Raw genomic sequence first — 21,089 nt, 5'->3', positions numbered from 1 at the left:
CATCCTGCGGCGCACCGACGACATCCTCAGCACTGTGATCGCTGTCGTGGTCGGCATCTTTGCAACGCTGGGACCGCTAGCCTTTCTTCTCAGTACGAACTGAGTAGGGAGCGGCTGTGGGGAACATCGGGCAGGCGGACGAGACCAGAGTGGCGCCGGGCCACGCGAGCGCGGCGGGTGAGTCGGCTGCCTCGCCCGAGCGCGGCCGGATCTGTGTCGGCTTGTCCACGGCGTCGGTGTACCCGCAGAACACCGAGTCGGCGTTCCGCTATGCCGCCGAATTGGGTTATGACGGCATCGAATTGATGGTGTGGGCCGAGCCGGCCAGTCAGAGCATCGCGATCGTGCAGTCCTACGCCCGCAAGTACGCGGTTCCGGTGCTGGCCGTGCACGCGCCGTGCCTGCTCATCTCGCAGCGGGTGTGGGGTTCCGATCCCGTCGCCAAGCTGGAGCGCAGTGTTCGCACCGCCGAAGCGCTCGGCGCCGACACCGTGGTGGTGCATCCGCCGTTCCGCTGGCAGCGCCGCTACGCCGAGAACTTCGCCGCCCAGGTGGCTGAGCTGGAAGCCGACAGCTCGGTGGTGGTCGCGGTGGAGAACATGTTTCCCATGCGCGCCGATACGTTGTTCGGCCGTCGCGGCGGTGCGGCCAGGCGTCTCGAGCGCCGCGGCGGACCGGGCTTGGCGTTGACGGCGTTCAGCCCCTCCTACGATCCGACCGACACCGGCTTCGCGCACTACACCCTCGATCTCTCGCATACCGCTACCGCAGGCGCCGATCCGCTGGCGCTGGCCGCGCGCATGGGAGCGGGCCTGGCCCATCTGCATCTGGCCGACGGGCGCGGCGCGGCCCATGACGAGCATCTGGTCCCCGGCGACGGCACCCAGCCGTGTGTGGAGGTGTGCGCGGCGCTGGTGCAGTCCGGGTTCTCCGGTCACGCCGTCGCCGAGATCAATACCCAGAACGCCCGCACCACCGCCGATCGCGCGGCCATGCTCGGCCGGACTCTCGCCTTCGCCCGTGAGCATCTCAACGGGCTCACCCCGGCTCCGGCGCCGCAGTCGCCGCGCAGCGAATCCGCCTGATCGCTCGCACGGTCGCCCGCACCGGGAATATCGGTCCGTCCAGCGCGACTTGTACGCTGTACGAACGAGTTGGCCGAAACGACAGGAGTGACGATGACGACGGAGCTGACCGCCGAACCCGATCAGGCCACCGCCGCCCCCTTCGGCCAGGTGTGCGCCCTCACCGAACTCAGCACCACCGACGCGACCACCGGTCGCTACGCGGGCATCATCGATCCGATCTGGACCATCGGCCCCAAGGTGCACGGCGGCACCATGGTCGCCGCCTCGGCGGCCGCCGCGACCACCTGGCTGCGTACCGTCGACCCCGAGCGCACCGCCATGGCGCCCATCGCCGCGAGTTCGGACTTCCTCGGCGCCCCTGAGCCCGGCGCGGTCGAGTACGAGGTGAGCGTGCGCAAGGTCGGCCGCCAGATCTGTCTGCTCGACGCGACGCTGACCCAGGGCGGCAAGCCCATGGTGCGCACCGCCTTCACCTTCGGCCACCTCGACGACGCCGACACCCCGACCGCCTACGCGCCCTCGCACACCGATATGCCCGCCGAACCCGGCGCCACCGCGATCTCCTACGACCCCGAGTCGCCGATGGGTCAGATCGTGCACGTCGCGCAGGGCGCCGATCTGTGCATCGACTCCGAGTGGGCGCGCTTCCTCGCCGGCGAAACCGGAATACCGCGGCTGCGGCTGTGGATGCGCCCGCGCGAGGGCGATCAGAGCGATCCGGACGTGTCGATGTACTTCGCCATGATGGCCGCCGATATGAGCCCGCCGGTGCCGGCGAACCTCGGCAGTTTCGGCTGGGCGCCGACCGTGCAGATGACCACCTACCTGCGGCGCAGGCCCGCCCCCGGCTGGCTGCGGATCATCGCGACCACACACGAGGTGGGCGGGCGGATGTTCGACGAGGACCAGCTCGTCATCGACTCCACCGGCGCCGTCGTCGCGCAGAGCCGCCAGCTCGCGCTGATGCCCGCCCGGCGCTGACAGCGGCCGAGCCCGCGCAGGCCGGGTCGTGACTGTTGGCAGTCCGGACTGTCGGCCGTCTAGCCTTATGGCTCATGACCAGAATTGCTGTGATCGGTGGCGGACGCATCGGCGAAGCGTTGATCGCGGGTTTGCTCGAATCCGGACGGGCCGTCAAGGATCTGGTGGTCGTGGAGACCCACCCGGATCGCGGTGAGATGCTCGCGGACCGGTTCGGCATCCGGGTCACCGGTTCGGTGACCGATGCCGCCGTCGGCGCCGATCTGCTGGTGATCGCGGTGAAGCCCGGTGACGTCGACGCGGTCCTGACCGATCTCGGCAAGGCCGAACTCGGCGGCGATCGCGATCAGATCCTGGTCTCGCTGGCCGCCGGTGTGCCGACGGCTCGCCTGGAGAACAAGTTGCCGGCCGGTTTCCCGGTGGTCCGGGTGATGCCGAATACGCCGATGCTGGTCGGGCAGGGCATGAGTGTGCTGGCCCCCGGTCGCTACGCCAAGGCCGATCAGCTCGAGCTGGTCTCGGAGGTACTCGGTGCCGTCGGCAAGGTCGTGGTCGTGCCGGAAACCCAGATGGACGCGGTAACCGCCGTATCGGGTTCCGGTCCCGCGTATTTCTTCCTGGTGGTCGAGGCCATGGTCGACGCGGGCGTCGGGCTCGGTCTGACCCGTGACGTGGCCACCCAGCTGGTCGTGCAGACCATGATCGGCTCGGCCGCGCTGCTCGAGGAATCCGGCCAGCAGGCCGCGGATCTGCGCGCCGCGGTCACCTCGCCCGCCGGCACCACCGCGGCCGCATTGCGCGAGCTCGAGCGCGGTGGTGTGCGCTCGGCGTTCCTGGAAGCGCTGCACGCGGCCAAGCAACGGTCGATCGAACAGGGTGTGGCCGCGGAGTAGCCCCCGGTCGACGCGCAATATCGGCTGATTTCTCACACCCGTCGCAGCAATCCCACTGGTCCCGCTAAGCTTCAAGGAGCACGTGCGTGTCTGTTCCGCCGGTGGGGAAGCCAGCGGCGCGGACGTGCCGGAGGTCAGTGGTGCGATGATGTCTTCGAACAAGATGTCTCCAAGTGGTGGCGGTTCGCCACAGGGACAACCCGTGCTCGGCGGAGGAACCCAGTTCCTCACCGTCGCCGAGGTCGCGAATCTGATGCGGGTGTCGAAAATGACGGTGTATCGGCTGGTGCACTCGGGTGAGCTACCCGCGGTGCGCGTCGGCCGGTCGTTCCGGGTGCATGCCAAAGCGGTGCACGAATACCTCGAGACGTCCTACTTCGACGCTGGATGAGTCGATTACCGGCGCATGTGTCCGGGCCGGTACGATGGACCCTCGGTTCGTGTTCACGCACCGGGGCTACCGCATGTTCGTCGGCCCGAGGTGGCGCGAACATTGGGAGTGAGGCTTGCCGAGCGACCGGACAGTTGGCGTACGTGAGTGCGTGCGCGCCGAGTAGAGAGAACGCGAGGAACACCCTATGGGTTCTGTGATCAAGAAGCGCCGTAAGCGCATGTCGAAGAAGAAGCACCGCAAGCTGCTTCGTCGTACCCGCGTGCAGCGGCGCAAACTCGGCAAGTAAGCGCTGATGACAGCAGAAGGACCCGCCACCGAATCCGGTGGCGGGTCCTTCATTTTGAAATACAAAGATTTGAAATCTGGCGTGTTTCCGATGACTGAAGTCATCGTTAGAAGCCGGTTAAATTTCGCGGCGAAGGGTACGGCAGCAGTTAGGCTGGAACGGGAATAAATCCGAGGGGGCTCGAAGGTGGGACGGCCCGGTGCGTATGGACGTTGAGGCTAGTAGGGGCGCACGATTGCCCGACGTGGTGATGGTGACCGGCGCGGCCAGGTTCTTCGGCGGCAATGTGGTCTCCCGGCTGGCTCAGGACGAGCGGATCGCGCGCGTCATCGCCGTCGATTCGCTGACCCCGAGCCCCGAGCTGCGCCGCCGGATGGGCCGGGCCGAATTCATTCGCGCCGATATCCGTAACCCGTTGATCCGCAAGGTGATCGCGGGCAACGACGTCGACACCGTCGTGCACGCCGCGGTGCTCTCGCATCCACCGGCCGGTGGCAGCCGGGCCGCCATGAAGGATCTCAACGTCCTCGGCGCCATGCAGTTGTTCGCGGTGTGCCAGAAGGCGCCTGCGGTGCGGCGGGTGGTGCTGCGCTCATCGTCGGCGGTGTACGGCGGAAGCGCCAAGGACCCGGCGAAGTTCACCGAGGAAATGGGTGCCCGCACCCCGCCCAGCGGCGCGTTCGCGCGCGACATGATCGAAATCGAAGGGTTCGTGCGCGGGCTGGCGAGGCGTCGTCCGGATATCGCCGCGCCGATTCTGCGTTTCGCGCCCATCGTCGGGCCTAGACTGGCGGGGCGTGGCGCCCAGTTCCTGCGTTCGCCGCTGACACCGACGGTGCTCGGCCGCGACGCACGGATGCAGTTGTTGCACGAAGAAGACGCGGTCGCCGCCTTGGTGCACGCAGCGCTGGGTGCACCCGGAGGAACGTTCAACATCGCAGGCGACGGAGCCTTGGCTCTGTCACAAGCAGTTCGCCGTGCGGGCCGGGTCGCTATGCCGGTCCCGTGGGCGCTGTTCCGCACCATCGGCCGCTCTCTGATGGGTCCGGTGATGCGCGATTTCAGCGCCGAACAGCTCGACTACTTCCATTTCGGTTGTGGCCTGGACACCACTCGTATGCGCACCGAGCTCGGATTCGAGCCGCGGTGGACGACGGTACAGGCGTTCGACGACTTCATCGGGGGCGCAGCGCTGCGGCCCGTCGTCGATCCCTCGTGGATCGATGCCGCGGAACACAAACTGCTCGGCCTGGTAGGGGCCGGTACGGGAGCACATACATGAACGACGTAGCGAAAGTCATTCAGCTGCACGACCTCGCTGTGGAACCTCGTCCACGGCCCGCGCCACGCGAGTGGAGCGCTCCGGTGCCCACCGTGACGTCGCTGACCGATCGGCTGGCGGCCGCCGCGCCGGCCGCACCGCAATCGCTGGCGGAACTGATGCGCGGTGCGCTGGGCAAGCAGATCAGCAAGACCGCCGAATTCGCCCGCCGCAGGCTCACCGGCGACTATCAGGTCGACGAATTCGGTTTCGACGAGCACCTGCTCGAATCGGTGATCCTGCCCGCGCTGCGCCCGCTGTCGGATTTCTGGTTCCGGGTGCAGGTCAGCGGTATGGAGAACATTCCAGAGGTGGGCGGCGCGCTGATCGTGTCCAACCATGCCGGCACCGTTCCGCTGGACGGACTGATGCTCCAGCTTGCCATCCACGACCACCATCCGAAACAGCGCGCGCTACGACTACTCGCGGCCGATCTGGTCTTCGAGACGCCGGTGCTCGGCGTGCTCGCCCGCAAGGCCGGGCACACCCTGGCCTGCCGCCCCGACGCCGAGCGGCTGCTGCGCACGGGCGAGCTGACGGGCGTGTTCCCCGAAGGGTTCAAGGGCGTCGGCAAGAACTACGCCGACCGGTACAAGCTGCAGCGCTTCGGGCGCGGCGGATTCGTGGCCGCCGCCGTGCGCACCGGAGTGCCGATCATTCCGTGCTCGATCGTCGGATCCGAGGAGATCTACCCGAAGCTGGCCGATATCAAGCCGCTGGCGCGTCTGCTGGGGCTGCCCTACTTCCCGGTGACGCCGCTGTTCCCGCACCTCGGCCTGCTCGGCGCGATGCCGCTGCCGTCGAAGTGGTACATCGAATTCGGCAAGCCCATCGCCACCACCGAATACGAGCCCGAGGCCGCCGACGATCCGATGACGATGTTCGAGGTCACCGACCAGGTCCGCGAAACCATCCAGCAGACCCTCTACAAGCTGCTCACCAAGCGCCGCAACCCGTTCACGGGGTAACACAGGCTGTCGACAAGCCGGGCGGACTCCGAACGGGGTCCGCCCGGTCTCAGTGCAGCTCCCGGCGCCGGGTGATTGCCGCGGCCACCGCACCACCGGCCGCCCCCAACGCCAGCGCCGTGGGCACGCCGATCTTGGCGGCCTTGCGTCCGGTGCGGAAATCGCGGATCTCCCAGCCGCGGTTCTTGGCGACCTCACGCAGATCCGAATCCGGGTTGATCGCCACTGCCGTGCCGACCAGCGACAGCATCGGCACGTCGTTGTGGCTGTCGGAATAGGCGGTGCAGCGCTTGAGATTGAGGCCCTCGCGGATGGCGAGGGTGCGCACCGCATGTGCCTTGCCGAGCCCGTGCAAGATGTCGCCGACCAAGCGGCCGGTGAACTTGCCGTCCACACTCTCGGCCACCGTGCCGAGCGCGCCGGTGAGCCCGAGCCGCTTGGCGATCACCTGCGCCAGCTCCACCGGCGTCGCGGTGACCAGCCACACCTGCTGGCCCGCGTCCAGATGCATCTGCGCCAGCGCCCTGGTGCCCGGCCAGATCTTGTCGGCGATGATCTCGTCGTAGATCTCCTCACCGAGCGCGGCCAGTTCCGCGGTGGAGCGGCCCGCGATGAATTCGAGCGCCTTTTCCTTGCCCGAGGCCATATCGGTGCTGTTTTCTTTACCGGTCACCCGGAACTTGACCTGTTTCCACGCGATATCGACCAGATCCGAGGTCTTGAAGTATTTGCGAGCGGCCAGCCCACGGGCGAAATGCACGATGGAGGCGCCCTGCACCATGGTGTTGTCGACATCGAAAAACGCCGCCGCCGTCAGATCCCGCGGAACCTCCGGCCCCTCGGTCTCCTCGTCGCCCGCCGAGGCCAACTCCGCGTCGTGCAACGCCAGCGCCGCGTCCGCGCTGGCCTCACCCGCAAGGTTGGCCCGCAGCTCCTCCTCGCTCGGACCGAACGGGCTGCGGGAGATGCGGGCGAGCTGATCGGTCAGGCCCTGGCCCAGCGGACCCAGGTTCCACCGCGCCGGAAACTCGCCGAACCGCCCCGCGATGAATCCGGTCCTCGCCACCCTCGATCGTTCCGGCACCAGTACCTCCGCCCGTCGCGCTCTGCCGAACCGGCGGTCTCCCGAGGCCCCTGCGTCGTTACGCAAGAAGGCGCCTCCGGGCCCGTCGCTCGACCGCTGTTGTGGTCCGCGCCTGACCGGGCCCTGCGTGGTGGCACATTCCACCGCCGCCCGGCCGTGACCTGCCAGGCGCAAGCCACGTCCAACAGTAACCGGATTCCGCCCCGGTGACCCCAGGACCGTGCGCAGTCGCATTGGCGTGGCGAGGGGATTTAATAATCTTCATGACCAATCCCACAGAAAACGCCGGAGCCGATCCCCGGCCCGCGGTCACCCTGCTGACCAGGGCCGGTTGCGGAATGTGCGCAATCGCACTCGAACAGTTGCGGACGATCTGCGCGGATTACGGAGTGCAGGTCGGCACCGTCGACGTCGACGAAGCCGCCGCCACCGACCCTGGCCTGCGCGCCGAATACGGCGACCGGCTTCCGGTGGTGCTGCTCAACGGTCGTGAGCACAGCTATTTCGACGTCGACGAACCCCGATTGCGGGCCGACCTGAGCCGATGATCGGCGCGCCGAGCGGCGCTGCGCTGGTCGCGGGGGAAAATGAGGCCAATTTCACCGACTTTGTGCAGGGCTTCACAAGCGGTTACGGTGGTGGCACGCGACCCGCGGGCCGAGGATTCTCGAGAGCGTTCTCGAGCAGCGTTCTCGAGTGTGCCGGCGCGCGGTGAATCAACCCGACATTCGATCCCGTCACCGGAGCAGCCCGGGACGGAGGTCACAGACGAACCGGACCTGACATCAGGACGGGCGAGGAGCCGAGGACGTGACAGAGCACCATGAGGCGCCGGGCGGCGCCTCCAAAGCTCTGCGGTCGAGCGACGGGCCCGAAGGCGGCAGCTCGCGGAACCACGAGGCCGCCAATCGTACCCACAAGGACATTCCGCAGGCGACGGTGGCGCGGCTGGCCACCTACCTCCGAGTCCTCGCCATGTTGGCCGACGACGGTGTGCTCATCGTATCGAGTGAGGAACTCGCTGTCGCGGCGGGTGTCAATTCCGCGAAGCTGCGCAAGGACCTGTCGTTCCTCGGCCCCAACGGTGTTCGCGGTGTCGGCTACGACGTCGCCAAGTTGCGGACCCGGATCGAAGATGTGCTCGGCCTGTCCGAGGGGCACCGCGTCGTGCTGGTCGGGGCGGGAAACCTCGGCCGCGCCCTGGTCGGCTACGGCGGGTTCCGGCGGCGCGGGTTCACCGTGGTCGGCCTGTTCGACAACGATCCCGCGTTGATCGGGCGCACGGTGGCCGGTTTGCGGGTCCGCGACGCGGCCGAACTCGACGCGGTGATCGCCACCCTCGAGCCGACCATCGCGGTTATCGCCGTCCCCGACGATGCCGCCCAGCAGGTCTGCGACGCGCTGGTCGCGGCAGGTCTGCAGTCGATTCTGAGCTTCGCCCCCTGTGAGCTGGTGGTACCGGCCACGGTCGAGGTGCGCCGGGTCGATCTGGCGGTCGAGATGCAGATGCTGTCGTTCGAGCGGGTGCGCAACGCCGAGTCCGACCGGTGGCCGAGCGACGGGCACGCAGGCGGCAGCGAGCGCAACCACGGAGCGCCCAGGGAGGCCACCGATTCGATACAGCCCGCCGCGGTCGGCGAGCGGGGCGATTCGATCCCGGTCGCCCATCCGCTCGGTTCCGGCCGGGTAGCTCGACGGGCGGCGAATACCCATCCGCAGCCCGCTCATCCCGGCCGCGCCCATCCGGCAGCGGCCACACAGCATCCGGCAACCCCGCAGCATCCGGCAACCTCGCATTCGGCAACGGAGCCAACCAGCAAGGGATCGGTGGTCACACCATGAGTGTTCTTCTCGTCGGCATCTCCCATCGCAGTGCACCGGTCTCGGTGCTGGAGAAGGTCGCGATCACCGACGCCGATCGGCCCAAGCTGATCGACCGGCTGCTCACCTCGAGCCATGTGTCCGAGGCGATGATCGTCTCCACCTGCAACCGCGTCGAGGTCTACGCGGTGGTCGACGCCTTCCACGGCGGTCTCGCCGAGGTCGGTGAACTGCTGACCAAGCACTCCGGACTGCCGCTGCCCGATCTGACCAAGCACGCCTACGTCCGCTACAGCGAGGCCGCGGCCGAGCATCTGTTCGCCGTTTCCAGCGGCCTCGACTCGATGGTGATCGGCGAGCAGCAGGTGCTCAGCCAGATCCGCAGCGCCTACGCGACCGCCGACGCCCAGCAGGCCGTCGGCCGCACCCTGCACGAACTGGCCCAGCACGCGCTGCGGGTCGGCAAGCGAGTGCATTCGGAAACCGGGATCGACCGCGCCGGCGCCTCGGTGGTGTCGGTGGCCCTCGACCGGGCCGCCACCGTGCTCGGCCCACTCGCCGGACGGACCGCGGTCGTGGTCGGCGCCGGTGCGATGGGCGGGCTCGCGGTCGCGCATCTGTCGCGGGCGGGCATCGGGCGCATCGTCGTCGTCAACCGGACCATGGAGCGGGCGCAGCGGCTCGCCGCCACCGCGGGCACGCACGGAGTCGAGGCCGAGGCGATGGAGTTGTCGCGGCTGCCCGAGGCCATGGCGGCCGCCGACGTGGTGATCACCTGTACCGGCGCGGTCGGCGCGGTGGTGAATCTCGCCGATACGCACACCGCGCTGGCGGCCCGCGACCGCGCGGGCGAACGTCCGCTGGTGTTCTGCGATCTCGGCCTGCCCCGCGATGTGGAGCACGCGGTGGCCGGGCTGCCGGGCGTCACCGTCATCGATATCGAGACCTTGCAGCGCGATCCCGCGGCGGGCGCGGCCGCCGACGACACGGTGGCCGCCCGCACGATCGTGGCCGACGAACTCGCCAAATATCTGGCCGGACAGCGGATGGCCGAGGTCACTCCGACCGTCGCCGCATTACGTCAGCGGGCCGCCGAAGTGGTGGAAGCCGAACTGATGCGGCTGGATTCGCGCCTGCCCGACCTGGCCGATCCGGACCGCGACGAGGTCGCGCGCACGGTGCGGCGGGTGGTGGACAAGTTGCTGCACGCGCCGACGGTGCGGGTCAAGCAGCTGGCCTCGACCCCGGGCGGCGACAGCTACGCCGAGGCGCTACGCGAGTTGTTCGAACTCAAACCCGGTGCGGCGCAGGCGGTTGCCACGCCGTTGGAGATCCATGCGGTCCCGGCGCCCGGTGCGGGCAATGGCGTGATGATCGCCGCCGAGGACGGCGAGGTCACCTTGGCCGACGATTTCACCGCCGGTCATCTCGGCGACGAAGAGGAGCAGACGGCGTGAGCGGGTCAACGGCCGGCGGCGGCAGCCTGCGTAACCACGTAGGCCGTCCAGTCCACGCCCAGGAGGAAACGGCATGAATGCTTCGATGACCGCCACCACCCGGTCGGCGTCGGATGTGCGCGCCCCGTTGCGGATCGGCACCAGAGGCAGCCTGCTCGCGCTGACCCAGGCGGGCACCGTGCGCGACGCGCTGATCGCCGCCGGACGGCCCGCGGAGCTGATCGTGGTGAAAACACCCGGCGACCTGTCCTCCGATCCGGTGGAGAAGATCGGCGTCGGCGTGTTCACCTCGGCGCTGCGCGACGAACTCGCCGCGGGCAACGTCGATATCGCGGTGCACTCCTACAAGGACCTGCCGACGGCGCCGGACGAACGCTTCACCATCGCCGCCATCCCGCAGCGTGAGGATCCGCGCGATGCCCTCGTCGCCCGCGACGGCCTGGTGCTCGGTGAACTGCCCGTCGGCTCGGTGGTCGGCACCTCGGCTCCGCGCCGCGGCGCCCAGCTGCGCGCGCTCGGCCTCGGTCTGGAGATCGTTCCGCTGCGCGGCAACCTCGACTCCCGCCTGCGCAAGGTCAGCGAGGGCGAACTCGACGCGATCGTCGTCGCCCGCGCCGGCCTCTCCCGCATCGGCCGCCTCGACGCGGTCACCGAGGCGCTCGAACCCGTGCAGATGCTGCCCGCACCCGCGCAGGGCGCCCTCGCCGTGGAATGCCGCAGCGATGACGCCGAACTGATCGAGCTGCTCACCACGCTCGACGACGCCGCCACCCGCGCCGCCGTGATCGCCGAACGAGAGCTGCTGGCCGAACTCGAGGCCGGATGTACCGCGCCGGTCGGCGCCATCGCCGAGGTGGTCGAATCCCTCGACGACGACGGCCGCATCGTCGAGGAACTCTCGCTGCGCGGCTGCGCGGCTGCCATCGACGGCTCCGACGTGCTGCGCGCGTCGGTGGTGGGTGCGCCCGCTGATGCCGCCGAATTGGGGCGGGCGCTGGCCCGCGAGCTGCTGGAGCTCGGTGCGCGCGAATTGCTCGCCGCCGAACCCGCCCCGGTAGCGGCCGCCCCCACAGACGTCACCGATCCCAGTCCAATGGAGAACAACCGATGAGTCGAGCCGCTAAGAAGCATCCCGGTCGGATCCTGTTCGTCGGGTCGGGTCCAGGCGATCCGGCGCTGCTCACCGTGCGGGCGCGCGAGGTGCTCGGCCGGGCAACGCTCGCCTTCACCGACCCCGACGTCGACAAGGGTGTGCTGGCCCTGATCGGCACCGCCGTCGAGCCGGGCCCCGACGGTGAGCCCGCCGTCGACGTGCGGCCGGCTCTCGGTGAGCCGGCCGAGGTGGCCAAGACGCTGATCGCCGAGGCGCGCGCCGGGCACGACGTGGTGCGGGTGGTCGCGGGCGACCCGCTGACCACCGACGCGGTGATCGCCGAGGTCACCACCGTCACCCGCTCGCACATGGTGTTCGAGGTGCTGCCCGGCCTGCCCGGCGGGTCGGCGGTGCCCAGCTACGCCGGTATCGCACTGGGATCGGGCCACACCGAGGCCGATGTGCGCGGCGAGGTCGATTGGGCGGCGCTGGCCGCCGCACCCGGACCGCTGGTGCTGCACGCCACCTCCGGCCACTTGGCCGAGACCGCGAGCGCGCTGGTCGAACACGGTATGGCGCCGCAGACGCCGGTCGCGGTGACCGTGCGCGGCACCACCCGCCAGCAGCGCACCATCGAAGCCACCCTGGCCACACTCAACAGCGCCGCCTCCGAACTGGTCGGCCCGCTGGTGGTGACCATCGGCAAGGTGGTCGCGCAGCGGTCGAAGATGTCGTGGTGGGAATCGCGGGCGCTCTACGGCTGGACCGTGCTGGTGCCGCGCACCAAGGATCAGGCCGCCGAGATGAGCGAGCGCCTGGTCACCCACGGCGCCATCCCGATGGAAGTGCCGACCATCGCCGTCGAGCCGCCGCGCAGCCCCGCGCAGATGGAGCGCGCGGTCAAGGGCCTGGTCGACGGCCGCTACCAGTGGGTGGTGTTCACCTCCACCAACGCGGTGCGCGCGGTGTGGGAGAAGTTCTCCGAGTTCGGGCTGGACGCGCGGGCCTTCTCCGGGGTGAAGATCGCCTGCGTCGGCGAGGCCACCGCGGACAAGGTGCGTTCCTTCGGCATCAACCCGGAGCTGCTGCCCAGCGGTGAACAGTCCTCCGAGGGTCTGCTCGCCGACTTCCCGCCCTACGACGACGTGTTCGATCCGGTGAACCGGGTGCTGCTGCCGCGCGCCGACATCGCCACCGAAACCCTGGCCGAGGGCCTGCGAGACCGCGGCTGGGAAATCGACGACGTCACCGCCTACCGCACGGTGCGCGCCTCGCCGCCGCCGGCCGAGACCCGCGAGATGATCAAGACCGGCGGTTTCGACGCGGTCCTGTTCACCTCGTCCTCCACCGTCCGCAACCTGGTGGGTATCGCCGGTAAGCCGCACGCCCGCACCATCGTCGCGTGCATCGGCCCCAAGACCGCCGAGACCGCCATCGAGTTCGGCCTGCGCGTGGACGTGCAGCCCGAGACCGCCCAGGTCGGCCCGCTGGTGGAGGCACTGGCCGAGCACGCCGCCCGGCTGCGCGCCGAGGGCCTGCTGCCCCCGCCGCGTAAGAAGAGCCGCCGCAGCCGCTAGCCCGGCCGCCGCACGGCACAACACAGTTCGACCCAGCAGCGCGATCACCGATCGCGCTGCTGGTGTGTTCGCGGCGCCTGGGTTATCCACTCCCACCACCACAGCCCCCGCCGCCTCCGCCGCCCCCGGAGTCGCCACCACTCCAGCCGCCGGAACTTCCGCCGCCCCAGCTGTCCCCGCCCGAGCCGATGCTCCAGTCGACCGCTCCCGCGCTGCCGCTCGATCCGCTGCTGCCGGACGAACCGCCGTCGCGCGAACGGCCGGTACGCGACACGCTCTGTCCCGCAGCGCCCCAACGCGATCTACCCCGCACCGCGTCGGTAGTGCGCGCACCTCCGCGCTGCGCGTTCTTACCGAACGGGTGGTCGCCCGAGCCGATTCCGTGCACGCCACTGCCCCGTGATGTGCCGCTTCGCCGACTCGTTTCGCCGCCACCACGGCTGCCGCGCCGGCCGGCGAGGCGCGTGCCGCCGCCGCGCGGATCGCCGCTGTCGCGTGATGTGCTCGCGGCTCTGTGGTCAGTGCCGCCGGGTGCGGAGCTGCCGCGTGCATCGGTACCGCGACGCCAACCTCCGCCGCCCACAGTGCGTGAACTGCCGGCGAGCGGAGTGCTGCCGCGGGCAGTATGTGACGCTGCTCCCTCGGCCGGGCGGTCGTAGGGGTTCTCACGCCCACTGCTGTGCCCTGCCTCGGCGCGGGCGTATATCCCCGCTGCGGCGAATTCGCCTTTGTCGGCGGATCGGGTCGAACGATGCGAGCCGAGGGTGCGTTCGGCTCGGCGCAGCTCGGTATACACATCGGCAAGGGAGCCGGGCAGTTCGATCATCGAACCGGTTGCGGCGCGTTGCCATTTCTCTAGCCGCTGGGAGCGTTCGGCGGCGGCGCGGCTGCGTAGCCGGGCGGCCGCCTCGTGTGGCCGGCGGTGCAGGTGCGAGCCGAGTTCCAGCAGGAGCAGACCGAGTATCAGCGTGGCGACGAACCAGCCGCACACGCCATAGAGGTACCAGCGCGCAACGCTCGGATTGTCGGCGAGCAGGACCCATCCCAGAACGGCAAGGGGGAGTGCGAAAAGGGTGCGCAGCACGAATCGTCCGACAGTGCGGGCGATGTCGCCGGGCGCGCGTCGAGCGGATTCCCGCGGCGGATGGACATCGGCCGGCTCGGGTTCCGGCGGGATCGCACCGATGGCCGTGCGGTTGCGGCGCAGCTCGGCCCAATAGGCGGCGACCGGCGTGCGCCGCTCCTGCGCCGCGATCTCCGCGCGACAACGCAGCACCCCGTCTTGCAGATCGGTCGGTGTGACGAATGCGCGCACTCGGGTGATCGTGCGCGACTCCGGCCGCGTGCGGGCCCACAGCAGTGCGCTCTTGTCCAAGACCCCGGTCTGGCCGGTGGTGCGGGGAGCGCCGGTGGCGAGCACCTCGATGGTGGCGGGCTGTCCGCTGGACCGGCCTGCCGCTCGTGAGATCCGTTCGATCCAGTGCGGGCCCGCGGCGCGATGGAAGGCGTTCATCGAACTCACTTCCACCAGGTAGTGCCGGTGCCCGCGGCGCGGCGGTTCATGGGCCGGAAATCGCCAGGCCCGCCAGAGGCCCACAGCGGGGCCGAGCCCGCGAACCGCGCCGATAACGGCTTGATCGCCGCGGTCGATCAGCAGGTCGACCAGATCGTCGAGCCCGGAGAGATCGGTCAGGTCGAGCCGATCCGGCAGCCGCGACCAGGCCACCCGCAGCACAGCCGCCGACACCGGCGCACACCGATGACGTTGCGGAGCAGCCGGTTCCGCGCTGACGATACTGCGCGGCCCCGGCACCTCACGCCCGACGATCCCGGCTCGGAACAGGGCGACGCCGTCGACGAACAGCGGTGGGGGTCCAGCGGTCCGCAGATGCTCGGTCAGTGCGGGATCCGGTGCCAGCCCGTACTCGTCGAGATAGTGTGCGACCGCTTCCGGCCACACCCAGCGTCCGTCCGTGCGGATCGTCATCGGCACCGGCACAGCGGATTCCGGCTCGACCGTGTCCGTCAGCCCGGACGCCCGGCAGACCGCGGGTGCGGTGCGCAGGTAGCGCACGGCTGCCCGGCTGTCGGTCAGCCGAGGATGGTTCGCGGCGAAGCGGACGGGATGTTCGGTGAACGGCGCGGGGATCCGCGGCGCCGTATCGTTGGCGGCCCACAGCAGGCAGGAGCGCGCACGGGCGCTGAGCTGATAGCGCGGCAGATCGTCACCGGTGGTGTACACCTCGACCTGCCCGTCCGCCTCGCCCGAGGTGTGGAGCGCCGAGGCCACGTCGGCGGCGACGATCCACGGCAGGCCGGCACTGCCGACCTCGACCAGATAGACCCGCCGAGGAGTCTGCGGCCACCCGTCCTGCTCCGGTCGGGCGGGTGTGCGCCAGGACCGCCAGACACCGATCACCGCGCTGTGCTCGCGGGCCGCCTCGACGGCAGCGACATCGAGGTCGTCCGGTGCATGGCCGGCGCTGCCGAGGACACCGGTCAGGTCGAGCGCGCGCGGCATCGGCGCCACCGTCAGCGCCACGGATTCCGGTAGCAGCGGGGTGAATTCGAACGGAACTCGATCGCCCGGCGCGGGCGCCACGACATCGCGCATGCCCCAGCGGGTGAACCGTGTCCCGAGAATCTCGGCGAGTGCCGTGAGTTCGGCGGGGCGTAGCGGGATCTTGCGACGGCGCGCGATCGCCTCGACGGCGTAGGCGACCTCGCGTTGATCGCCGAGGCTCAGGCTGTAGCGAAGATCGGTCAGGTACCGGTCCGGGATACGGCCGGCGAATCCGAGCAGCATGGCGTGCACGGCATCTGCGGATGTCATCGTTGATCCGAATTCGTCTGTGGGCGAGCGGTGGTGGTCCCGCGCTCGTGGGCGGAGACCGATGGTAGTCAGCGCGCGGGCGCGCCGACAGGTGTTGTCCGCCGAAAACTCCGGCCGGTGAGCATGTTTCGACGTGGCGCTCGCCCACGGGGGCGAGCCTGCGCGGGCTGCGGCGCAGGCCCGCCGCCGCTCAGCGGTGTTGACGTAGCAGGGTGCGCACCAGCTCGCAGGTGGCATCGGAGGGCGGCCGCACGCCCGCGACCTCCGCGGCGGCCCGGATTTTGCGGTCGGTGGCGTAGCCCGGGGCGTACACACCCGAATCCAGCAGGGCGATGGCCAGCCGCATCGCCTTGCGACGCCGGTTGTGCAGGATGTACCAGGAGCGCGGACGCCCGGCCGGCAGCGGACGCCGTGCGGGTGTGGTGTGGACGTGGTCGATGTGAGCGGTCTTCGAAGCCATCTGACATCCCTCCCGTGGTGATCCGGGGCACGCGGACCCCTTCGAACATGTCTTCGATTCTACCCGGGCCCACCGACAAACTTCGTTGTGCACAACGGCTTTCGGCCGCTGGACCGGCGGTTTCGGCCGATCTCGCCGGAACGGGAGTGCCTCGACGCGGCTGAACGCGAACAGCACCGCAGGCGTATCGTGCGGGCTATGACGGGAACGGAACGTCCGCGGCGATTGCGGCGTACCCCTGCGATCCGGCGGTTGGTGGCGGAGACCTCGCTCGAGCCGCGGCATCTGGTGCTGCCGATGTTCGTCGCCGACGGCCTCGATGAACCGCGCCAGATCGGGTCCATGCCGGGTGTGCAGCAGCATTCGATGGATTCGCTGCGCAAGGCCGCGGTCGAGGCGGTTTCGGCCGGGGTCGGCGGGCTGATGTTGTTCGGGGTGCCGCGTCCGCAGGACAAGGACGCCACGGGCAGCGGGGCCACCGACCCGGACGGCATCCTCAATCGCGGGCTGCGCGCCCTGGTCGAGGAGGTCGGCTCGGCGACGGTGATCATGGCCGACACCTGCCTGGACGAATTCACCGATCACGGCCACTGCGGCGTCCTTGCCGCCGACGGCTCGGTGGACAACGACGCCACCCTCGACCGCTATGTGGAGATGGCCATCGCCCAGGCCGAGGCGGGCGCCGATCTGCTCGGCACCAGCGGCATGATGGACGGCCAGGTCGCCGCGATCCGGGGCGGCCTGGACGCCACCGGCCACCTCGACACCGGCATCCTCGCTTACGCGGCGAAATACGCCTCGGCTTTCTACGGCCCCTTCCGGGAGGCCGTCGGCTCCTCGCTCCAGGGCGATCGGCGCACCTACCAGCAGGATCCGGCCAATCGCCGCGAGTCGCTGCGCGAGGTGGAGCTCGATCTGGCCGAAGGCGCCGACCTGGTCATGGTGAAACCGGCCATGTCTTATCTGGATATCCTGCGCGAGGTGGCCGACCGCTCGACGGTGCCGGTCGCCGCCTATCAGATCTCCGGTGAGTACGCGATGATCACCGCCGCCGCCGAACGCGGCTGGATCGACCGTCGCGGCGCCATCCTCGAATCGCTGATCGGTATCCGCCGGGCGGGCGCGGACATCGTGCTCACCTACTGGGCGACCGAGGCGGCGCACTGGCTGTCGTGAATATGCCGAAACCGCCGGGCACCGACCCGGCGCCCGCCATGCCCGAGGACGTGGGGACCGCGCGTCAGCTGTGGTGGGCCGCCATCGCGGTCGGCCTGGTGCAGCTGATCGCCTCGGTGATCACCGCCATCGGTCAGCGCGACAGCTTCACCGAGGACATGCTCGAACAGGCCCGCGCGACCGACCCGCAGTTCAGTGCGGCGACCGCCGAACTCATGGTGACGATCGCGTTCGCGCTGGTCGTGGTCTTCGGCCTGGTGATCGCGGGCATCGGTCTGCTCGTGGTGCATCAGCTGGCCCGCGGCAAAGCATGGGCCCGGGCGGTGCTCACGTTCGCGGGCGTCTGGCTGGTCTTCATGGCCATCGGATCGCTGTTCGCGCTGGACGCGGTGAGCGGAATCGCCTCGCTGGTGGCCGGTGGCGCGGCCATCGTGCAGGGCGTGCTGGCGGCCGGCGCGATCTACCTGAGTCACCGTCCGGACTCGACCCGGTACTTCCAGATGAACCGGCGGTGAACGGTTGTCGGGGCCCGGGGTGAGTTTGTCGCCGCCCCGGTGGCATGTATCGTGAGGGTTGTCACAGTAGGAGTGGGAACCCGAAGTGGTCGCCCCGACGTTCGGATATGGACGTCGCGACTGCTCCGGGAGATCGGAGGCAGTAATGCGAGTGGTGATCCAACAGCCACAGAGCGTTCGGCGGGATCTGCTCGTATTGAGCCTGCTGGTGCTGTTCGGTCTGGTCACCGTCGCTGTCCTGCTGATCCCCGGCCTCGTCGGCTGATCTCCCCTCTGTCACTATCGCGGTCCCAGCCGTCATGAGCGGTGCTGTCAGGAACGATTCCGGGACCGTCCTGTTCGCCGAACCCGGCGGACGCTGGCGCGCGGTCGCCTACGGGCCCGCACTGTGCCTGTTCATCCTGATCCTGGAACTCGCGACCGGCAGTGCGCCGCACTGGTTCGCTCTCGTCTTCTGCGGCGTGCTGATCGCCGCCTTCGTCGCGCTGCAAGTGGTCGCCGCGCGCAGGCACGTCAGTGTCGAACTCACCCCGGAAACCCTGCGTAATGGCACCGAGACGCTGCCGCTCGACGCCATCGACGCCGTCCTCGGCGAACCCGATGAGCAGAGCTGGGACGATGAACCATGGGAGTCCGCGCGTGCGCTCGGCGAGTTGTCTGGGGTGCCGCGCCGCCGCACCGGCATCGGGCTGCGGCGCACCGACGGCGAAGTGGTGCAGGCGTGGGCTCGCGATCATCGCGGCCTGCGCGCCGCGTTGACGAAGGCATTGGACAATCGGAGGCCCGATCCAGAGCCCGAGCAGGATCCCGACCAGAACGGAGCCGACCGATGAACCGAACAGCCGTGCTGATGGCCGTCGATGCGGTGATCGCGGTGGTGTGTGTCGTCGCGGCTGTGATCGGTTGGCGTCAAGGCGTGCAGACCACGCAGTTCGCCCCGATGGGTGAGGTGCCCGGGTTCACCGCCACCCGCTATTCGGGTCCGTGGCTGGTGCTGGCGTCGCTGTCGATCGCGGCGGCGGGGCTGGCGCTGATCGATGTCGTCACCCGGATCGTGCGTACCCTCCGGGCGAACGATTCCGACCGGAATGTTTTGCGGCCCAATCCGATTCGGCTACCGTCTGGGCCCGGGGGACGACCTAGCGAAGGATGAGGCCATGAATCGGCTGGTAACGAGGACCTGTGCGGCCGCGGCGGTGGTAGCCGCGATCGGATTCGCCGCCGCGCCCGCGGGGGCGGCCCCCGGCCTGCCGCTGGAATCCGCGCCGCCGGCGGCGGTGTTCGCGCCGGAGACCGGTTCGGCAGGTGTGTACAACCACCTCATGTGCTACCTGCACACCATCTCGGCCTCTGTACCGTGCATGTACACCTGAGCGGCCTGCGCGTATATCTGAGCGTGGCCCGAGCGGGCTGCGGTGTGGGTCACTCCACTACACCCTGTCGTCGACTCGATCGGGCACGGCTGCCAGACTGGAACGCGTGAGTTCTTCTCCGCGCGTGACCAGGGCAACGGTGCCGGTTTCCGCTCAGCTCTTCGAACGGGCCTCCGAGGTGATTCCCGGCGGTGTCAACTCGCCGGTACGTGCCTTCCGGTCGGTCGGCGGCACACCCCGTTTCATCGCCTCCGCGAACGGCTGCACACTCACCGACGCCGACGGCAACGACTACGTCGACCTGGTGTGTTCCTGGGGTCCGATGATTCTCGGACACGCCCACCCGGCCGTCGTGGAAGCGGTGCAGAAGGCGGCGATCGGTGGCCTGTCCTTCGGAGCGCCCACCGAGGCCGAGATCGAACTCGCCGAGCACATCGCGGGGCGGGTCGCGCCGGTGGACCGGGTCCGGCTGGTGAACTCCGGCACCGAGGCCACCATGAGTGCGGTCCGGCTGGCCCGCGGCTACACCGGCCGCACCAAGATCATCAAGTTCGCCGGCTGCTACCACGGCCATGTCGATGCGCTACTGGCCGACGCGGGTTCGGGTGTCGCCACCCTCGGCCTGCCGACCTCGCCCGGAGTGACGGGCGCCCAAGCCGCCGACACCATCGTGCTGCCCTACAACGATCTCGAGGCCGTCGCCGCCGCATTCGCCGCGAATCCGGGCGAGATCGCCTGCGTGATCACCGAGGCGGCCGCGGGCAACATGGGCGCGGTGGCCCCGCTGCCCGGTTTCAACGCGGGCCTGCGCAAGCTGACCATCGAGCACGGCGCGCTGCTGATCATGGACGAAGTGATGACCGGTTTTCGGGTGAGCCCCTCGGGCTGGTTCGGGCTCGACGGCGTCGCGGGGGACCTGTACACCTTCGGCAAGGTGATGAGCGGCGGCTTGCCGGCGGCGGCGTTCGGTGGCCGCGCCGAGATCATGAATCATCTGGCCCCGCTCGGCCCGGTCTATCAGGCGGGCACGCTGTCCGGTAACCCGGTCGCGGTCGCCGCCGGGCTGGCGACGCTGCGGGCTGCCGACGACGAGGTGTACGCCACGCTGAACCGCAACTCCGAACGTCTCGGCATCCTGTTCGCCGAGGCGCTGGGTGAGGCAGGGGTCGAGCACCAGGTTCAGTTCGCAGGCAATATGGTGAGCGTGTTCTTCGCCGACTCCCCGGTCATCGACTACGCCACCGCCAAGGCGAGCCAGACCTGGCGTTATCCCGCCTTCTTCCACGCTCTGCTCGAGGGCGGGGTCTACGCGCCGCCGAGCGCGTTCGAGGCGTGGTTCGTGTCCGCGGCGCTCGACGAGGACGCTTTCGCCCGTATCGCCGCCGCCCTGCCCGCCGCCGCACACGCGGCCGCGGCCGCCACACCCGAAGGAACCCGCGCGTGAGCCAGCCCGATTCCGAGCGCGAACCCACCGAGAACCCCGCTGACGCGGCGTCGGTCGTCGAGGCCGCCACCGCCAAGGCCGCTGCCGCCAAGGCGGTCGCCGAGACCGCCGCCGCCGACGCCGTGGTCGCTAAGGCGGTCGCCGAGACCGCCGCCGCTGTCGCCGCCGCGGAATCCGATCCCGCCGTCATCGCCGAGGCCGTCGCACAGACCACCGCCGCCGAGACCGCGATGGCCGAGGCCGTGGTCGCCGAGGCCGCTGCCGAGACCGCCGCCGCCGAAGCCGCCGCAGCGGTGGCCGCCGCCGAATCCGCCGCCGACGACCA

22 protein-coding genes and 1 pseudogene are annotated in these 21,089 nt (G+C 69.6%); 20 read left to right on the top strand and 3 right to left on the bottom strand.

All coding sequences use genetic code 11. The features are described from left to right. The 8 genes from RJ05_RS33125 to RJ05_RS23200 all read left to right on the top strand — a co-directional run. A partial coding sequence (locus tag RJ05_RS33125; RefSeq protein WP_506330605.1) for an Rv0497 family membrane protein occupies window positions 1-103 on the top strand: 103 nt, incomplete at its 5' end. 106 nt (window positions 104-209) lie between these two features. Beyond that, the gene (locus RJ05_RS23225) at window positions 210-1,085 is read left to right on the top strand and encodes a sugar phosphate isomerase/epimerase family protein (protein WP_036540612.1); all 876 of its coding nucleotides are present in this window, start codon (window positions 210-212) and stop codon (window positions 1,083-1,085) included. 93 nt (window positions 1,086-1,178) lie between these two features. Continuing rightward, window positions 1,179-2,069: a thioesterase family protein gene (locus RJ05_RS23220; protein ID WP_036540601.1), complete on the top strand. Its 891-nt coding sequence runs from the start codon at window positions 1,179-1,181 to the stop codon at window positions 2,067-2,069. Window positions 2,070-2,143: 74 nt separating this feature from the next. Further along, on the top strand, window positions 2,144-2,962 hold the full coding sequence (gene proC, locus RJ05_RS23215; protein WP_036540599.1) for a pyrroline-5-carboxylate reductase: 819 nt from the start codon (window positions 2,144-2,146) through the stop codon (window positions 2,960-2,962). Window positions 2,963-3,107: 145 nt separating this feature from the next. Further along, window positions 3,108-3,353, top strand: a complete 246-nt coding sequence (locus RJ05_RS23210; RefSeq protein ID WP_036540611.1) for a helix-turn-helix domain-containing protein — start codon at window positions 3,108-3,110, stop codon at window positions 3,351-3,353. Between the two features lie 187 nt (window positions 3,354-3,540). After that, entirely contained in the window at window positions 3,541-3,642 is a 102-nt protein-coding gene (locus RJ05_RS30215) for a 30S ribosomal protein bS22 (RefSeq protein WP_003402602.1), read from the top strand. 235 nt (window positions 3,643-3,877) lie between these two features. Then, window positions 3,878-4,924 (top strand): NAD-dependent epimerase/dehydratase family protein, encoded by a 1,047-nt coding sequence (locus RJ05_RS23205; protein WP_081597492.1) that lies wholly within the window; start codon window positions 3,878-3,880, stop codon window positions 4,922-4,924. Continuing rightward, window positions 4,921-5,931 carry a lysophospholipid acyltransferase family protein gene (locus RJ05_RS23200; RefSeq protein WP_036540598.1) on the top strand — a complete coding sequence of 337 codons (1,011 nt, stop codon included), beginning with the start codon at window positions 4,921-4,923 and terminating at the stop codon, window positions 5,929-5,931. Before RJ05_RS23205 ends, RJ05_RS23200 begins: the two co-directional genes overlap by 4 nt. 49 nt (window positions 5,932-5,980) lie before the next feature. Here the strand turns inward: RJ05_RS23200 and RJ05_RS23195 are convergent, their stop codons facing one another. Continuing rightward, window positions 5,981-6,940, bottom strand: coding sequence for an HAD family hydrolase (locus tag RJ05_RS23195; RefSeq protein ID WP_051016832.1), 960 nt, complete (start codon window positions 6,938-6,940; stop codon window positions 5,981-5,983). Between the two features lie 338 nt (window positions 6,941-7,278). On the opposite strand from RJ05_RS23195, the gene RJ05_RS23190 reads away from it, so the two are divergent. The 5 genes from RJ05_RS23190 (at window position 7,279) to RJ05_RS23170 (ending at window position 12,963) form a co-directional block, all read left to right on the top strand. After that, on the top strand, window positions 7,279-7,563 hold the full coding sequence (locus RJ05_RS23190) for a glutaredoxin family protein (protein ID WP_036540596.1): 285 nt from the start codon (window positions 7,279-7,281) through the stop codon (window positions 7,561-7,563). A gap of 262 nt (window positions 7,564-7,825) precedes the next feature. Continuing rightward, complete coding sequence (locus RJ05_RS23185) at window positions 7,826-8,857, top strand: redox-sensing transcriptional repressor Rex (protein WP_036540595.1); 1,032 nt, start codon at window positions 7,826-7,828, stop codon at window positions 8,855-8,857. Then, a complete protein-coding gene (locus RJ05_RS23180; protein ID WP_036540593.1) occupies window positions 8,854-10,293 on the top strand; it encodes a glutamyl-tRNA reductase in 1,440 nt (479 codons plus the stop codon). Before RJ05_RS23185 ends, RJ05_RS23180 begins: the two co-directional genes overlap by 4 nt. A gap of 73 nt (window positions 10,294-10,366) precedes the next feature. Further along, complete coding sequence (gene hemC / locus RJ05_RS23175; protein ID WP_036540592.1) at window positions 10,367-11,404, top strand: hydroxymethylbilane synthase; 1,038 nt, start codon at window positions 10,367-10,369, stop codon at window positions 11,402-11,404. Then, window positions 11,401-12,963: a bifunctional uroporphyrinogen-III C-methyltransferase/uroporphyrinogen-III synthase gene (locus RJ05_RS23170; protein ID WP_014353170.1), complete on the top strand. Its 1,563-nt coding sequence runs from the start codon at window positions 11,401-11,403 to the stop codon at window positions 12,961-12,963. The genes hemC and RJ05_RS23170 overlap by 4 nt, the downstream gene beginning before the upstream one ends. Before the next feature lie 82 nt (window positions 12,964-13,045). Here RJ05_RS23170 and RJ05_RS31790 read toward each other — a convergent pair whose 3' ends face one another. After that, complete coding sequence (locus RJ05_RS31790) at window positions 13,046-15,796, bottom strand: dermokine domain-containing protein (RefSeq protein ID WP_156090850.1); 2,751 nt, start codon at window positions 15,794-15,796, stop codon at window positions 13,046-13,048. A 190-nt stretch (window positions 15,797-15,986) separates the two neighbouring features. Continuing rightward, window positions 15,987-16,256: a hypothetical protein gene (locus RJ05_RS23160; protein WP_051016830.1), complete on the bottom strand. Its 270-nt coding sequence runs from the start codon at window positions 16,254-16,256 to the stop codon at window positions 15,987-15,989. Between the two features lie 198 nt (window positions 16,257-16,454). Here RJ05_RS23160 and hemB point away from each other — a divergent pair, with 198 nt between their 5' ends. The 7 genes and pseudogenes from hemB to RJ05_RS23130 all read left to right on the top strand — a co-directional run. Beyond that, entirely contained in the window at window positions 16,455-17,432 is a 978-nt protein-coding gene (gene hemB, locus RJ05_RS23155) for a porphobilinogen synthase (protein WP_036540607.1), read from the top strand. 2 nt (window positions 17,433-17,434) lie between these two features. Further along, window positions 17,435-17,947 carry a hypothetical protein gene (locus RJ05_RS23150; RefSeq protein ID WP_228783202.1) on the top strand — a complete coding sequence of 171 codons (513 nt, stop codon included), beginning with the start codon at window positions 17,435-17,437 and terminating at the stop codon, window positions 17,945-17,947. A 299-nt stretch (window positions 17,948-18,246) separates the two neighbouring features. Continuing rightward, window positions 18,247-18,780: a transport-regulating membrane protein Mce1N gene (mce1N, locus tag RJ05_RS23145; protein ID WP_036540589.1), complete on the top strand. Its 534-nt coding sequence runs from the start codon at window positions 18,247-18,249 to the stop codon at window positions 18,778-18,780. Further along, entirely contained in the window at window positions 18,777-19,100 is a 324-nt protein-coding gene (locus RJ05_RS23140) for a hypothetical protein (protein ID WP_138445618.1), read from the top strand. The genes mce1N and RJ05_RS23140 overlap by 4 nt, the downstream gene beginning before the upstream one ends. A gap of 4 nt (window positions 19,101-19,104) precedes the next feature. Next, window positions 19,105-19,320, top strand: coding sequence for a hypothetical protein (locus tag RJ05_RS31095; protein WP_138445619.1), 216 nt, complete (start codon window positions 19,105-19,107; stop codon window positions 19,318-19,320). Window positions 19,321-19,426: 106 nt separating this feature from the next. Next, window positions 19,427-20,764, top strand: a complete 1,338-nt coding sequence (hemL, locus tag RJ05_RS23135) for a glutamate-1-semialdehyde 2,1-aminomutase (protein ID WP_036540587.1) — start codon at window positions 19,427-19,429, stop codon at window positions 20,762-20,764. Further along, window positions 20,761-21,089 (top strand): annotated as a pseudogene (locus RJ05_RS23130) (histidine phosphatase family protein); the annotation flags it as partial. The gene hemL and the pseudogene RJ05_RS23130, both read left to right, overlap by 4 nt.

Origin of the sequence: Nocardia cyriacigeorgica NBRC 100375, from assembly GCF_000308555.1 — a bacterium.
Taxonomy (GTDB): domain Bacteria; phylum Actinomycetota; class Actinomycetes; order Mycobacteriales; family Mycobacteriaceae; genus Nocardia; species Nocardia cyriacigeorgica.
Note: the sequence above shows the minus strand (reverse complement) of the source record. Positions and strands in the feature narration are given on the sequence as shown.